The sequence below is a fragment of the Rubricoccus marinus genome (assembly GCF_002257665.1).
Taxonomy (GTDB): domain Bacteria; phylum Bacteroidota; class Rhodothermia; order Rhodothermales; family Rubricoccaceae; genus Rubricoccus; species Rubricoccus marinus.
The window spans coordinates 31,536-45,638 of sequence record NZ_MQWB01000015.1 but is presented as its reverse complement, the minus strand read 5'-3'; the positions used below and the strand labels follow the sequence as shown (position 1 = coordinate 45,638).

The 14,103-nt window shown below is 72.1% G+C and carries 12 protein-coding genes; 2 read left to right on the top strand and 10 right to left on the bottom strand.

Annotation, left to right across the window (positions count from 1 at the left end):
* Window positions 1-28: 28 nt before the first annotated feature.
* From BSZ36_RS18655 to BSZ36_RS18615, 10 genes are all read right to left on the bottom strand, one after another.
* Window positions 29-2,680: a VirB4 family type IV secretion/conjugal transfer ATPase gene (locus BSZ36_RS18655; RefSeq protein ID WP_094552193.1), complete on the bottom strand. Its 2,652-nt coding sequence runs from the start codon at window positions 2,678-2,680 to the stop codon at window positions 29-31.
* A gap of 30 nt (window positions 2,681-2,710) precedes the next feature.
* Window positions 2,711-3,076 (bottom strand): VirB3 family type IV secretion system protein, encoded by a 366-nt coding sequence (locus BSZ36_RS18650; RefSeq protein ID WP_094552191.1) that lies wholly within the window; start codon window positions 3,074-3,076, stop codon window positions 2,711-2,713.
* Complete coding sequence (locus BSZ36_RS18645; protein WP_094552189.1) at window positions 3,073-3,441, bottom strand: TrbC/VirB2 family type IV secretion system protein; 369 nt, start codon at window positions 3,439-3,441, stop codon at window positions 3,073-3,075. The genes BSZ36_RS18650 and BSZ36_RS18645 overlap by 4 nt, the downstream gene beginning before the upstream one ends.
* 106 nt (window positions 3,442-3,547) lie before the next feature.
* Window positions 3,548-4,465, bottom strand: coding sequence for a P-type conjugative transfer ATPase TrbB (gene trbB / locus BSZ36_RS18640; protein ID WP_179271303.1), 918 nt, complete (start codon window positions 4,463-4,465; stop codon window positions 3,548-3,550).
* Between the two features lie 264 nt (window positions 4,466-4,729).
* Complete coding sequence (locus BSZ36_RS18635) at window positions 4,730-5,245, bottom strand: S26 family signal peptidase (protein WP_179271302.1); 516 nt, start codon at window positions 5,243-5,245, stop codon at window positions 4,730-4,732.
* Between the two features lie 35 nt (window positions 5,246-5,280).
* Complete coding sequence (locus BSZ36_RS19625) at window positions 5,281-5,628, bottom strand: hypothetical protein (protein ID WP_179271301.1); 348 nt, start codon at window positions 5,626-5,628, stop codon at window positions 5,281-5,283.
* A 28-nt stretch (window positions 5,629-5,656) separates the two neighbouring features.
* Window positions 5,657-6,439 carry a ParA family protein gene (locus BSZ36_RS18630; RefSeq protein WP_094552183.1) on the bottom strand — a complete coding sequence of 261 codons (783 nt, stop codon included), beginning with the start codon at window positions 6,437-6,439 and terminating at the stop codon, window positions 5,657-5,659.
* 117 nt (window positions 6,440-6,556) lie between these two features.
* The gene (locus tag BSZ36_RS18625) at window positions 6,557-7,843 is read right to left on the bottom strand and encodes a serine/threonine-protein kinase (RefSeq protein ID WP_094552181.1); all 1,287 of its coding nucleotides are present in this window, start codon (window positions 7,841-7,843) and stop codon (window positions 6,557-6,559) included.
* Between the two features lies 1 nt (window position 7,844).
* Window positions 7,845-8,459 carry an ECF-type sigma factor gene (locus BSZ36_RS18620; RefSeq protein WP_094552179.1) on the bottom strand — a complete coding sequence of 205 codons (615 nt, stop codon included), beginning with the start codon at window positions 8,457-8,459 and terminating at the stop codon, window positions 7,845-7,847.
* A 43-nt stretch (window positions 8,460-8,502) separates the two neighbouring features.
* Window positions 8,503-9,132 carry a LexA family protein gene (locus BSZ36_RS18615; protein ID WP_094552177.1) on the bottom strand — a complete coding sequence of 210 codons (630 nt, stop codon included), beginning with the start codon at window positions 9,130-9,132 and terminating at the stop codon, window positions 8,503-8,505.
* Between the two features lie 261 nt (window positions 9,133-9,393).
* Here BSZ36_RS18615 and BSZ36_RS18610 point away from each other — a divergent pair, with 261 nt between their 5' ends.
* Complete coding sequence (locus tag BSZ36_RS18610) at window positions 9,394-10,392, top strand: methyltransferase (RefSeq protein ID WP_094552175.1); 999 nt, start codon at window positions 9,394-9,396, stop codon at window positions 10,390-10,392.
* Window positions 10,393-10,606: 214 nt separating this feature from the next.
* Window positions 10,607-14,023, top strand: a complete 3,417-nt coding sequence (locus BSZ36_RS18605) for a strawberry notch-like NTP hydrolase domain-containing protein (RefSeq protein WP_179271300.1) — start codon at window positions 10,607-10,609, stop codon at window positions 14,021-14,023.
* Window positions 14,024-14,103: the final 80 nt, after the last annotated feature.

The window sequence follows — 14,103 nt, the reverse complement described above, 5'->3', positions numbered from 1 at the left end:
GCGCTAGAACACGGTCTCTGGGAACGGGTCACGCGGGTGGAGGCGGGGTAGCCCTGGTCTCGGGGGAGGGCAGGCTCACGGCTTCCGCCTCGGCGTCGAGGCCACAGAGCCGGAGCCACTCGGCGGGCCACCGCTCGCCCTCGGTCTCCGCCAGTCGGGCGGCCTCCCGGACCGTCTCGTCGGCCGAGCGGCCGGGGAGCGTGCCCAGGAACGCCATCTCGACCGGTCCCAGCGCCAGGTCGAACGTCCGCGCTCCCGACGGCGAGCGGACGTAGTAGTCCCGCTTCTTGCGCGCCCGCGCCAGCCGGGCGACCTCGGCGTCGTTGAGGCCGAGCCAGCGGTAGAGCGCGGCCGTGTCGGGCTCGGCGGCGTCGGGGTTGGGCAGGAAGATCCGCGTCGGGCAGCTCTCGACGAGGAGCTGAGCGCCCTTGACGCCGTCGCGGAACTGGGCCGGGCTATGGGCCACGACGACGACGGCCGCGTTCCGTTTGCGGAGCGTCAAGAGCCACTGGCGGAGCCGGTCGGCGAAGCGTCCGTGCATGAGCGCGGCCCACGCCTCCTCGATCACGATGAGCGTGGGCGAGCCGTCGAGCGACTCCTCGACGCGGCGGAACAGGTACGTCAGTGCAGGCACGAGCACGCGGTCGGACATCCCGACCAAGTGCGAGAGCTCGACCACCTGATGCCGGACGGCGTCCTCTCCCCCACCGCGGCCGTCGGTGGCCGCTTGCACGTCCGCACGTGCGGGTCGGGTGCCCGACCCGAATGAGTCGCGGTCGGCGTCGAAGAGCTGGCCGTACGGTCCTTCGAGCGTGTACGGACGCACGAGCGCCCGGAGCCGCTCGTCACCGAGGCCGACCAGGAGCGCCGTCAGCGTCCGGTCCTCGGGCGGGCTCTCCGCCAGCAGGCCGACGGCGTGTGCGAGTCGGCCGCGTTCATCGGGTGAGAGCCGCTCGCCCTGAACCTCGACCAGCCCCTCCAGCCAGTCGACCGCCCAGAGCCGCACGTCGGGCCGGTCGACGCCTCGGAGCGGCTGCATCGCCACGGGCTCCGTGTCTCCGGCGTCGTGGGCGACGGTGCCTGCGAGGTCGTAGTGCGCCGCGCCCATCGCGCGGCCGGAGACGTAGTGGCTGTACCCGACGTCGAACGTCACCGTCCGCGACCCGGCGTAGCGCCGCCACTGCGCGAGGATCAGGCCCACCAGGACCGACTTGCCCGCGCCCGTCGCGCCGACGACGAGCGTGTGTCCCACGTCGCCCTCGTGGAGGCACAGCCGAAACGGCGTGCTCCCGTCGGTTTTGGCCCACAGCAGCGGCGGCGAGCCCTCGGGGAACAGTCCGCTCGGGACCTCGCGGTGCCCGCCCCAGGGGGCCGTCAGCGGGAGCACGTCGACGACGTTCTCGGTCGACAAGACGGGACGGCGGAGGTTGGCGTGCCCGTGGCCGGGGAGGCTCCCGACGAAAGCGTCGACGGCGTTCACGTCCTCGACGCGGCCGGTGAACCCGAGGTCGCGAATCGCTTTCAGCACCGCCTGCGCGCGGTCGTCGGCCTCTCGTGCGTCGTCCGCCATCACGACGGCGCAGACGGTGAGGTACCCGAAGCGGACCTCGCCGCCCGAGTTGGCCGACCGAGCGGCGCCGGCGTCGTGGACCATCGCCGTCGCGTTTCCATCCTGGAAGGCGAGGTCGAGCTCCGTCGTCTCCCGCTTCTTCTTCGACGCCATGTCCTTGGCCCAGTCGCCAGCCCCGCGCCGTTTTTGGAACCATCCAAGCTGGCTCTTGCCGATCACTTTCGAGGCCGTCGCGGGCGAGAACGGCAGGAACCGGACGGACCAGCGGTACGGGAACGGGAGCCGCGTGAGCGGGTCGGCCAGGCCCGGCCGTGTCGTGTTCGGGTAGCCCTGGACGGCGATGATCCGGACGTGCTTGGCGCCGATCCGCGGCTCGAACCCGCCCACGAAGGACTGGTCGGCGAGCGCGTAGTCGAGGTACGCCCCGTGGCCGGGGACGCCGACGGCGTGGCCCAGCCCGGTCAGGCACTCGTGGAGGTGGCGAAGGAGGTCTTCGCTCCCGAACCGCTCCAAACGGAGCGCCGAGGCGAGGCGCCCCTCGAGGTCTCGCGCCTCGCGCTCGAACCGGCCCAGGAGCCGGTCCCAGTCCGGGCCGTCGTTGCCTCGGCCCTGGACGACGGCCCGTTCCATCCGCTTCGTGAGCGCGCCGGGCGGCGTGTACGTGAGCGTGAGCACGGCGTCGGTCTCGTAGTGCTCTTCGGTCGCGGTGTACCGCGCCCTTCGCACCTCGTCGACGAGCGCGCTCACGGGGTCCGGGAAGTGGCACCGCTCGCGGTCGGCGTACCCGACGGCCTCGCGTCGGACGGCGTCGACATGGACCATCCACCCGTCGCCGTAGGACGCGACGGCGGCGTTGACGTGCTCGGCCAAGGCCGCGACCTCGCCCGCTGTCGAGGAGGCGAGGTCGCGGCCCCGGAACCGCCAAGCGGCCAGGAACGAGCCGTCCTTCATCAGCACGACCCCCTCCCCTACCAGGAAGCCCCAGCCCAGGAGGTCGGAGAGCGCGCGGGACCCGAGGCCCTCCGCGTTGCGGTGTTCGCGGAGTCGGTTGAGACCAGCGGCGCCGAGCGCGCCGACGGCCGTGCCCGCTGCAGCGGCTAGAAAACTCATCGTCTGCTAGGGGTCTAGGTGCCTAGATGTCTAAGCTGTCGGGACAGATCGCGACGGCCGGCGGGGAGACGCGCTCGCGGGCGGGAGTGGACCGTAGGCGTCGGCCTGCATGAGCGTCCGGGCGAGGAGCTGGGGCAGGAGATCGTCGGCGTCCGAGAGCCGGACCATGAGCGGGTGGACCACACCGACGACGACCACCACGACGGCGGCCGTCGCCCACGAGAGCCCCATGAGGTAGCCGAGGCACACGACGAGCGTGACCTCGAGGACGAGGAAGCTCCGGTCGACGCCGGCGTAGCGGGGGACGCGGACGAGGGACTGGTGAACGGGCCGCTCGGGGAGCCGCCCGGCGGTGGGCGGCCTCTCCCCTCCCCCGTTCCTCTGGCGCGCGCTCACAGCGTGGCTCCGGAGATTCCGAGCGTGGCCGCGAACGAGGCGGCGCCGATGGCGACGCCCAGGCCCATCACGGCCTGCGCGATCCGCTTGACGCCCTCCTCGTTGCGCGTGAACGCCCAGATGATGCCGCCAGCGGCGAGCGCGATCACGGCGACCAGCCGGATGGTGTTGCCGGTCAGCGCGTCGGCGATGGTCTGGAGCGGGCCGTCCCAGGGCATCGCCGCGCCACCGGACGCCGCCGCCGGGTCGGCCAGGACGAGCGCGAGGGCGCAGAGCCCAGCGGCGCGCAGGGCGAGCGTGGGGAGGCGTCGCGGCCGGGGCGGGCCAGTCGGCTTGCGGACGATGTGGAGCGGGTGGCGGGTCATGGTGGGGGGCCTCGCGGCCGGAAGGGTGGGCCGGGCGTCCCCGGCGGGGTTGAGACGATCGCCAGCAGGCGTGCGGCGGTAGGTCTGAGCGTCCCCAGGGGTTTGGTCACACCGGCTCTAGCCGGTAGTCAGCGCCGTCGTGGCCGACGACGCGGACGAGCTCGCGGACTTTGCGGCCCGCGTTGCCGCCCTCAACGATGAGCGCGATGCCGACGGCCTCGGCGACGAGCGCGTGCTGGGGCGGCACGTTGGCGCGCTGCGCGAGTCGGTCGAGGCGGTGGAGCGCGCCGAGCGCCGTCGTGGCGTGGAGCGTCGCACACCCGCCGGGATGACCCGTCGCCCAGGCGTCGAGGAGGTCGAGGGCTGCGGCGTCGCGGACCTCACCGACGACGATCCGGTCGGGCGTGCAGCGGAGCGTGTGCCGGACGAGGTCGGCGAGCGACACGTCGTCGGAGGTCTGGAGCTGGAGGTGGTCGTCGGCCGCGCACTGGAGCTCGCCCGTGTCCTCCAGGACCACGATCCGCTCCTCAGGGAACCGCTCGGTCATCTCCTTCAGGAGCGCGTTGCAGAGCGTCGTCTTGCCGGAGCCCGTCCCGCCGCAGACGAGCACGTTCTCGTGGGCGTCGATGGCGTCGCGGAGCGCGAACCGGTGCCGGGCCGTCATCACGCCCGTGCGGACGTAGCTGTCGAGGTCGTACACCACGCGGGCCGGTTTGCGGACGACGAAGCACGCGCGGGGGACGAGCGGCGGGACGAACCCCTGGAGCCGGGCGCCCCCGAAGGTGCCATTCGGGAGTTCGGCCTGGACGGACGGCGCCGCGGGGCCGAGGGCGTCGCTGTGGAAGGCGGCCACGGCGCCCAGGAACTGCTCGACGCGCGAGGCCCGGAGGCGTGTGTCCGTGCGGACCTTGCCCTGGGAGCGCGTGTCGAGCCGGAGCCACCCGTCGTGGGGGTTGACGTAGACCTCGGTCACGTCGTCGTCGGCGAATGCGTCGAGCACGCGAGGGCCGAGGTAGCGCTCCATGAGCTCTCGGTAGCGGCCCTCACGCGGGCTCGGCGCAGGGCGACGGGCCGTCTCAGCCGGGAGGGCGGGACGTCCGGTGGTCGCAGAGACGGTGGGGGTCGGAGGGGCCTCCATCGGGTTCGGGTCGGGCCGGACGGCTTTCCGGCGACCCTCAGAGGCGCGAAACCACGATCCCACCGGACAAGTGACCCTGCCCTAGCTTCATTGCGCCTCCTAGGTATCTAGATGCCTAGGTGCCTAGTAAACCCCCTTTCCTGTCTTGCGCTACTCCCCCTCCACCCAGAGCGGCCGGAGCGTTCCCCTCACGTCGCTCACCGGCCCCGCGTACCTCGAGTCCACCGAGGTCGGCACGCGCCCCGAGTGGAGCCAGTACTCCCCCGGCCCGAGCACGTGTCGGCCGAGCTTCGGGGAGAGTGGTCGCCCCGACCGGTCGGTGAAGAGCGGGGCGCTATCCGCCAGGAGCCTCGCGCCCACTCGAACGCCTGCGCGGTTGACCGAGATGGTGTCGCCGGGGAGGCCCACGAGCGGCTTCCCGAGCTCGACGACGCCCCCCGGACAGGGACCGTTCGCGAGATAGGGGGCGAGCGCGACCGCGGCGTCCGCGCTCGGGCACGCCGTGACGACGTCGCCTCGCCGCGCGTCCGCGGGTTCGAAGGGCGACTCGGCGTAGAGCCCCCGTGGCAGACTCGACGTGTAGTTGAGGCGGACGCCGAACGCCCAGGCGGCCACCGCCAGCGCCGCGAGCACGGCTCCCAGGCCGACGGCCGATCGCGCCGTCACCCGCCACTTCCGGGTCGCCTCGGGCGTCACGGCTCTTACTCGAAGTGTCGGGACTGGACGGGGTAGGGCTCCCCCCTCCCCTTCTCCAACTCTTCCACGTACCGTTCCAGCGCTGCGGCGACCACCTCGTTCTGACTCGTGCCGTCGAAGTCCTTCACGGCGCGGACCTTGGCGCGGAGCCACGCGGGGACGTTCCAGTTGGCCTGGACCGTCCGGTCGTGGGCGGGGTCGCCGGGCTGGGGGACGCCCGGCCGCTTCGCGGCGGGGCTCTTCGCGGGCTCCGTCTCGGCAGGGGCGTCCGCGCCTTGGGCGGGCGGGTCGAACACGCCGTCGAAGGCGCCGCCCTGGCGGGCCGGTGTGATGCGGGGCTTGCGCTTGCTCATGGTTCTAGGCGTCTAGGGTGCTAGGTGTCTAGCTGTCATGCCGCTCGAGAAGAACCTCCACCTCGTCCACGAGCGTGGCGTAGTCCTGGGCCGCCGTGGAGCCGGGGGCGTAGAACGGGACGGGGACCCGGGCCATCTCGGCCTCCCGCACCCGGACCGTCTCGCGGACGAACGAACGGAGCGCGGGGCCACCGTCGGGGCCGGAGACCTGGGAGGCCACGTACTCGACGAGCTCGCGGTCGTGCAAGCTGGACGTGTTGACGCGGGTCACGAAAGCGCCCGTCACGGGCGCCGTCCCGAACCGCTCGGTCAGCTCGACCACGTCGCCGAACCCGTCGAGCGCACCGCGCCCGCTGGCGACCGGGACCAGGACGAGGTCCGTCGACGCCAGCGCAGCCGTGACGAGTGCCGACGCCTGGGGCGGCGTGTCGACGACGACCACGTCGTAGTCGCCCTCGACTAGGTCGAGGAACGCGAGGAGCCGCCGCGAGAGCTGGACCGGCGCCGTCCGTTCGAGCCGGAGCAGCCGCCGGTCGGCCGGGAGCACGTGGAGCGTGCCGCCGCCCAGCTCGGCATCACCCGACGCGTCGACCAGGCGGTCCACGGCGTCCTCGGGCGCGCCCTCGCCGGAGAGGAGGGAGGCTGCCGCCGGACCGGGGTCGAGCCCCGCCGAGGTTGTCAACGTCGCCTGGGGATCGAGGTCGATAGCGAGGACCGCCCGACCCCTCCGCGCGAGCTCGGCCGCGACGGCGAGCGTCGAGGTCGTCTTGGCCGAGCCGCCCTTGAGGTTGGAGAACGTGACGATGCGCATGGCCTCAGGTGTAGATGTACACGTCTAGGAGTCTAGGTCTAGGAGCCTAGACGTGTAGACTAGCACTCCCCCTCCACGATTGCAATGAGAGAAGGGGGTCTCTAGAAACCTAGGGGTCTAGGCTCTCACTCGCCGAGCGCTCCACCACCCAACGGCGGCGCCTGCCGCCGCACCGACGAGCGCGGCCCACGACGGGACCGCAAGCGCCGAGGGCCGAGGCTGCGGACGGTCGCTGGAGCGAGTGCTCACGCGCAGCGGCGGTGGGGAGTCGCCACGGACGACGGGGACCCTCGACCAGGCGACAGCGGCCGCAGCTTCTCGCACGTCCGCGAGAAGGGCGTCGACCGACTCGTACCGCTCGTCCGAGGCGGGGCGGGTCGCACGGATGATCACGTCGAAAAGCGGCATCGTATCGGGCTCAGACGGTCGCGTTCCGTTCCGCTCGGGGCGGGGCGGTCGCTCAGGGCACGACGTGACTAGGTCGCCGAGGACGGCGCCGAGCCCGTAGATGTCGGACGCGGCGGAGGGGGCCGCCCCAGCAAAGATCTCCGGGGCGGCGTAGGCGGGCGTGAACGGGCGGGGACCCGGCACGAGGGGACCGCTCGTCTCCTCGGCCACCCCGAAGTCGACGAGTCGCACGACGGGCTGCGGCCTCTGGGACCCGACCGGCGGCTCGCCCCTTTGCACGAGGACGTTGGCCGGTTTGACGTCGCCGTGCGCGAGCCCCCGCGCGTGGACGTGACGGACGACCTCGCAGAGCTGGACGAAGAGGGCCATCCGCTCTCCGAGGCCCCGGTCTCGGACGTGCTCATCGAGCGGGACGCCCTCGACCAACTCCATCGCGTAGAACGGGAGGCCGGTCGCCGTCTGACCCGCGTCGTAGATCCGAGGGACGCCGGGATGCGAGAGCCGCGCGAGGTGCCGGCGCTCGGCGTCGAATCGCAGGGCGTCGTCCGAGCTCGAGACTCCACCTACGACACACGACGTGGGCTCGTCCAGGACCTTGAGCGCCGCCTGGAGACCGAGGTCGTCGCGCTCGGCGAGGTACACGACCCCCATCCCTCCCCGCCCAATTTCCCGCACGACCCGGTACGCGCCTACGGTCTCACCGGCCGCGAGCGGCGACGCCAGCGGCGCGGCGGGAACGTCCGGGCCGGTGGCCCTCGTCGGCCCCCGCAGGGCGCGCGAGAGGTCGAACGCTAGCGTCCCGTCGAAGGCCCGGACGTACTGCTCGGCCCGAGTGGCGAGGCGGTCGCCCTCGGCACGTAGCCGCTGGGCGAAGCGGGCGCGGCCTGCCGGGTCGAGGTCCACGAGCCGCTCGACGAGCCACCCGTCGGCGTCGGACGGCAACGGGGCGGAGTCCCTGACAGGACCCGTCGAGTCGGAGGGGGAGGGGAGGGCCATCTCACGCGGCGACGGGCCGGGAGGCGGTGGACCGCCCCCCGACGAAGACGCGGAGGTGGGCTTGCGCCTTCACCCAGTCCCGTCGGACCGTCCTCGTGGTCACGCCGAGAGCCTCGGAGATCTGGGTGTCCTCGAGCCCCCCGTAGAACTTGAGCTCGACGACCCGGCAGGCCCGGGCGTCGACGCGCTGGAGCCTTTCGAGCGCCGCGTCGACGTCGACCGCGAGGTGGACACGGTCCTCGACGTCGCGGCCCGAGCCGCCTGCCGGGACGTCCCGGTCGGAGAGCGAGAGGGGCCGGACGCCCCCACCACGCTTGGCCCGCCCGCGACGCCGTGAGGCGTCGACGAGCGCGCGTCGCATCGCCCGGACGTAGAGGTCCGGCGAGGCGTCCGCGAAGGCGCCCGCGCCACGACCCTGGCCCAGCGCGCCCGTTTTCTGGAGGGCGAGGTAGGCTTCGTGGACCAGCCCCGTGGTCCTCATCGTCAAGTCAGGCCGCTCGCGTGACCGGAGCCAGCGGGCGGCCCGTCGGAGGCCCACATAGACGGCCTGTTCCGCGGCCGATTGGTCCGCGACAGGGGGCGAGGTCTCAGGAGAACGAGATGGGGAGTTGGACATGGTGCCTAGGGGTCTAGGGGGCTAGGTGATACGAGTAGCAGCTTCAGCGATAGGCTTGGACATCGAAGGCCGCGATGACGACGCCCTGGATCTGGACCGTGCTCGCGGGCACCAGACGGTCTGGGAAGTCGGGGTTCTCCGCGACCAGCCGGGCGAACTCGCCCTCGTCGATCACGTGTTTGAGTGTGTTCCCCTCGCCCTCGACGTAGACCGAGCACACGTCCCGCTCGGTCGGCACGACGTCCGGGCGCATGATGAGCGTCATCCCGGGGCGCAGGCCGGCCCCCAGCATCGACTCGCCTTCGACGACCAGGAGGTAGTCGCCGACCTTCATCTGAGGGACGAGGTCGGGCAGCGTCGTCACGAAGTCGTCGGCTTGGGCCTGGACGTCGGTGATGGGTCCGGCGGGAATGGACCCGAGCCGGGGCCAGGGCCGCGCCCGGCCCTGCCGCTCTCCCTTCTTCGTGAGCTCGATCTGGAGCGGGACGCCCCGCCCGCCGGACGTGAGCGTGACGAAGCCCGCGGCCTCCAGTTTGCGGAGGTGGGCGTAGACGGCCGAGACGTTGGCGAGCCCCATCCGCCCGGCGAGCTCACGGCCGTTCGGGACCGAGCCCGTCCGGCGGACGGCGTCGTCGATGAGCGCGAGGAGCTCGGTCTGTCGCGGGTAGAGCATTGTGAAGGAGGTGTGACAGAGTGTTTGTCAGTTTACACCTCTAAGTGACAACTTGGGTCCGTGCTCCGTAGAAGAATGGCACGCGCGGGTGTGATTCCTCCGCCTCATTGGCCTGTAAAGCCAGGACGAACAAGTGCGTGGGGCCATCGGGACGCACAGGGAAAAAGACGCGGTTGAAGCTCAAAGGGCCCCTGGAGGTGTGCCGACGGCGCGACCCCCGGTGACGCACCATCGGCACACCTCCTCATCCCTCTGCCCGTCATGAACCGCAGACCGATCACATTCGACTCCTCAGCCAGCCTCGGCCTCGCACGCGAGGTCGAGCGCTCCGTCGCGGACTCCCGGCCCTTGTCGGCCGCCGACCTGTTTAGCCTGGCGTCCAGCGCCTACGGCGGCACGCTCGCCGAGGGCGCCTACGCGCCCCGCGACGCCTACGACGCGGCCGAGCTGGGGCTGCACCTCCACCTCCTCCGCACCGTCGGACGGCTCCCGGCAGAGGCCGCTGGCGCCCGCGACGCGCTCGCCGAGGTCGAGCGGCTCTCGGCGCTCCTGCCCAGCCAGACGCGGCGAACGGCGGAGCAGAACGACTACCAGCAGTTCTCTACGCCCGCCGCTTACGCTGGCCTCTGCGCATGGGTAAGCGGGGTGGGGGAGGGCGACCGGGTCCTGGAGCCTTCGGCGGGGACCGGCGCGCTCTGCGCGTTCGCGCTCGCCGCTGGCGCCGCAGTCCACGCCAACGAACTCGCAGACCGCCGGGCCGACCTGCTGGCGGTGTTGCTCGCCGAGGCGGATCAGGACCCGGCCCAATCCCTCACCCGCGAGAACGCCGACCACCTCGACGCCATCGTGCCTGCGTCCGTCCGGGCGGACGTGGTGCTCATGAACCCGCCGTTTTCCCAGACGGCCGGGCGCCTCGGGAGCCGCCGCGTCCCAACGGTCGGAACCGACCACGTGCTCCAGGCCCTTCGACGCCTTGACGTGGGCGGGCGGCTCGTGGCCGTCCTCAGCGCGGGGGTGAGGCGGAGCAAGCCGACGCACCGACCGTTCTTCCAAGCCGTCGACGCCGGTCCGTTCAGGCTCCGCGCCGACGTCGAAGTCGGCGGAGCGGTCTACCGCCCGTACGGGACCTCCGTGCGCACGCGGCTTCTTGTCGTGGACCGGAGCACAGAAAGCGGGAGCGGCGGCGGCACAGGCCTCGTGGAGGCCGTCGTCGAGAGCGTGGCAGAGGCCGTGGACGTGCTCGCACCCGTGCGCCGGTAGACCGCACTGGAAAGGAACGGCTGACTGAAAGGTTGCGAGCCGCTAATCGAAAGGTTCGGGGACGCAGCCTGACACGAGGCGGCGCTAAGGGGAGTGGCGAGCGCGGCCTGCCGCGATGCCGGGCCGATGGGCGAGCCCGTCAACGCGGCGGGCCGGAGCCTCCCGGGGATTGTCTCAGGCACAGGCTCCGCACTCTAAGCCAGCCGGAAATCCCGTGGCTCCTTCTGCATCTCACGTCGCTTCTCGGGCGACGAACAACCCGGTCGAGCAACTCGACCTGTTCGCCCTCTTCGCGTCGCCGCCGTTGGCGACTCCCCGCGACGCCCGCCCGGGCGTCGTGACACCACGCCCCGAGCCGCCTCTTGCGCCACAGAGGACTACGCCCGCGTGGCCCTTTCCGGATGTCCAGCCTCTGGCGGTCGAAACCGCCGGGGTGGCAGCCCAGACCGGCGCGCTGACAGCGTCCGTGTTCGACGCCTACCGCCCGGCCGTCCACGTCCCGGGCGCCTGCCCGCACCCGACGCGGCTCGTCGAGTCGGCCGCGATGGCCGCCGCCAGCGCGCCACCCTGCGGCTATCGCCCGACGCTGCCCGAACACCTCGTGACCCAGGGCATCCTCTCCGACGCCCAGCTGGAAACCGTTTGCCGCGCGGGCGGCGCGCACGCCGCGCACCTCCCCGGCGAGGCGGGGGCCTCTGGCGCGCGCCAAGGGTTCTTCGTCGGTGACGGGACCGGGGTCGGCAAGGGGCGGACGAGCGCAGCCATCCTACTCGACAACATCCTCCAGGGCCGTCGGCGAGCGCTCTGGGTGTCCGAGAACCGCAACCTCATGCGCGACGCCGTCCGCGACTGGACGGCCCTCGGCGGCCCGGCGGACTTCGTGTTCGACCTCGGAGCCTGCAAGGGGCCGATCCAGCACGCCGAAGGCATCTGCTTCGCGAGCTACGACACGCTCAAGGGCAAGCCGCGCGAGCGGGACGGCGTCGAAACCGGCATCGACCGGCTGGAGCAGGTCGTCGCCTGGCTGGCGGGCGCCGGGGGCGAGGCCGCGTTCGAAGGCGTCGTCGTCTTCGACGAATCGCACAACATGGCCTCCGCCCTCGACCGACAAGGCGGCCGAGGCGTCCAGAAGGCCTCCCAGCGCGCTCTCGTCGGTGTCGAGCTCCAGGCCCGGCTCCCCAACGCCCGCGCCGTCTACGCAAGCGCGACCGGGGCCACCGAGGTCGCCAACCTCGCCTACGCCGCCCGCCTCGGGCTCTGGGGCCGGGGCACCCCGTTCCCGACCGTCGAGGCGTTCGTCGAGAAGGTGTCGGCGGGTGGCATCGCGGCGATGGAACTGGTCGCGAAAGACCTGAAGTCGATGGGGTTGTACCTCGCACGAAGCGTCTCCTACGACGGCGTCGACTACCGCACGCTCGTCCACGACCTCAAGCCGCACCAGGCCCAGACTTACGACCGCTGCGCCCAAGCGTGGCAGGTCGTGCTCCGCAACATCCACGACGCGCTCGAGGTCACCCGTGCCGACAAGTGCGGGAGAGCCCGGGCCGCGGCCTACAGCCAGTTCTGGGGCGCCCACCAGCGGTTCTTCCTCCACGTGCTCGTGGCGATGTCAGCGCCGAGCCTGATCCGGGACATGGAGGCCCGGCTGGCGGCGGGCGAGTCCTGCGTGGTGCAACTCGTGTCCACGATGGAGGCGGCCACCGAGCGGGCTTACGCCAAGGCCGTCGCCAACGGCGACGACCTCCGGGACCTCGACGTGACGCCGCGCGACCAGCTCCTCCAGTTCGTCGAGGCCTCGTTCCCGACCACGCTCTACGAGGAGTACGAGGACGACGACGGGCGTGTGAGATCGCGGCCCGTCAAGAACGCGGCCGGAGACTTCGTCCAGTCACCAGAGGCCGTGGCGGCGCGCGACCGGCTCATGCTGGAGGTGGGGGCCGTGTCCGTCCCGCACGGCGTGCTCGACCAGGTCGTGGCCCACTTCGGCCCGGACGCCGTGGCCGAGGTGACGGGGCGGGGTCGCCGGTTCGTCACGAAGACCGTCGATGGCGTCGAGCAGGTCGTCGAGGAGCGCCGGACGCGGCGGACGTGCAACGCCGAGGCCGACGAGTTCATGGCGGGCCGGCGCCGGGTCCTCGTGTTCAGCCAGGCCGGCGGCACCGGCCGGAGCTACCACGCCGACCTCGCGGCCGAGAACCAAGAGCGCCGCGTGCTCTACTGCGTCGAGCCCGGCTGGTCGAGCGCCCGGTGCGTGCAGGGGATGGGCCGGGTCCACCGCGCCAACCAGGCGTGCCCGCCCGAGCTCGTCTTGGTCACGACCAACCTGAAGGCCCAGCGCCGCTTCCTGTCGACCATCGCGCGGCGGCTCGATCAGCTCGGGGCGCTCACGAAGGGCCAGCGGCAGACGGCGAGCCAGGGGCTCCTGTCGAGCGAGTTCAACCTGGAGACCCCGCTCTCGCGCGCGAGCCTCCACAACTGGTTCGTGGACCTGTACCGTGGCACGGGCCGGGCGGTCGCCTCGGGCGTCACGCCGGCGCTCGTCGAGGAGCAGATGGGGATCCGGGTGCTGGACGCCGACGGCCAGCTCAACGTGGGGGCCGTTCCGGAGGTGCCGAAGTTCCTGAACCGCCTGCTCTCGCTCCAGACCGGAGCCATGGACGCCGTGTTCGACTCGTGGTACGCCTACCTCGAAGAGGCCACCGAGGCGGCCCGGGAGGCCGGCACGCTCGACCTCGGCGTCGAGACCATCCGGGCCGAGCGCGTGGTCAAGACCGACGAGCGGCTGGTGTATACCCACGAGCGGTCCGGCGCGACGACGCAGGTCGTGACGCTGGAGCTCACCCGACGGACCGAGATCACGTCGTGGGACGACATCTGGCTCGCCGCGAAGAAAGCGCAGCAGCTCGGGCAGTGGGTCGGATTCGTGCAGAACCGCCGGAGCGAGCAGCCCTACGCGCTGTTCCGGGCCGGGAGCCGAACCACCGAGACCGGCCGCGTCGTCGGCAGGCTCCGCCGGGTGGGTGTGCGGTCGAACCGGCTGATGGACGAGACCGAATTGAACAAGCCAGGGGAGGGGACGGGCTACCAGCCCATCCAGACCGTCGAAGCTCAGGCGCATTGGGACGCGGAGGTCCAGCACGCGCCGGAGTTCACGACCGAGCCCATCCACCTCGTGACCGGAACCATCCTGCCCATCTGGGACCGGATCGCAGGGCACCCGAGGATCTACCGTGCCCAAACAGATGCGGGCGAGCGCATGATCGGCCGGGCCGTCATGCCTGAGCATCTGAGCGCGACGCTCAAGGCTCTCGGAGCCGCGGGCGACCGCGTGGACATCACACCTGAGATGCTGGCGGAGCGTCTCATGGCGGGCGCCGAGGCCGACCTCGCCAACGGCTGGCAACTCCGCGTGCGCCGCGTGGCGAACGAGCCCCGGATCGAACTCGTGGGGCCTGACTTCGCTGCGATGCGAGAGCTGGAGGCCGACGGGGTCTTCGCCGAGGTGCACGCCTTCCGCACCCGGTTCTTCGTCCCGGCGGGCGAGCGGGCGGCAGGCGTCCTGCGGGCGGTGACGGAGCACCGGCCCGTGGTCGAGATCCGAGACCCTGCCGGATACAGGCGGGCCGCCTGAGAGTGGCGCCCCGTGAGGCGCCAGAGGCCCGCACCGGAGCCGCTCTGCGATGGCGTAGAGCGGCCCCGGCACTCGGCCGG

What these genes read in the sequence shown, in the direction of transcription:
- BSZ36_RS18625 (WP_094552181.1), bottom strand. Translation starts at nt 7,843, where the DNA reads ATGGCCCTCCCCTCCCCCTCCGACTCGACGGGTCCTGTCAGGGACTCC.
- trbB (WP_179271303.1), bottom strand. Translation starts at nt 4,465, where the DNA reads ATGGAGCGCTACCTCGGCCCTCGCGTGCTCGACGCATTCGCCGACGAC.
- BSZ36_RS18615 (WP_094552177.1), bottom strand. Translation starts at nt 9,132, where the DNA reads ATGCTCTACCCGCGACAGACCGAGCTCCTCGCGCTCATCGACGACGCC.
- BSZ36_RS18610 (WP_094552175.1), top strand. Translation starts at nt 9,394, where the DNA reads ATGAACCGCAGACCGATCACATTCGACTCCTCAGCCAGCCTCGGCCTC.
- BSZ36_RS19625 (WP_179271301.1), bottom strand. Translation starts at nt 5,628, where the DNA reads ATGAGCAAGCGCAAGCCCCGCATCACACCGGCCCGCCAGGGCGGCGCC.
- BSZ36_RS18620 (WP_094552179.1), bottom strand. Translation starts at nt 8,459, where the DNA reads ATGTCCAACTCCCCATCTCGTTCTCCTGAGACCTCGCCCCCTGTCGCG.
- BSZ36_RS18645 (WP_094552189.1), bottom strand. Translation starts at nt 3,441, where the DNA reads ATGACCCGCCACCCGCTCCACATCGTCCGCAAGCCGACTGGCCCGCCC.
- BSZ36_RS18655 (WP_094552193.1), bottom strand. Translation starts at nt 2,680, where the DNA reads ATGAGTTTTCTAGCCGCTGCAGCGGGCACGGCCGTCGGCGCGCTCGGC.
- BSZ36_RS18630 (WP_094552183.1), bottom strand. Translation starts at nt 6,439, where the DNA reads ATGCGCATCGTCACGTTCTCCAACCTCAAGGGCGGCTCGGCCAAGACG.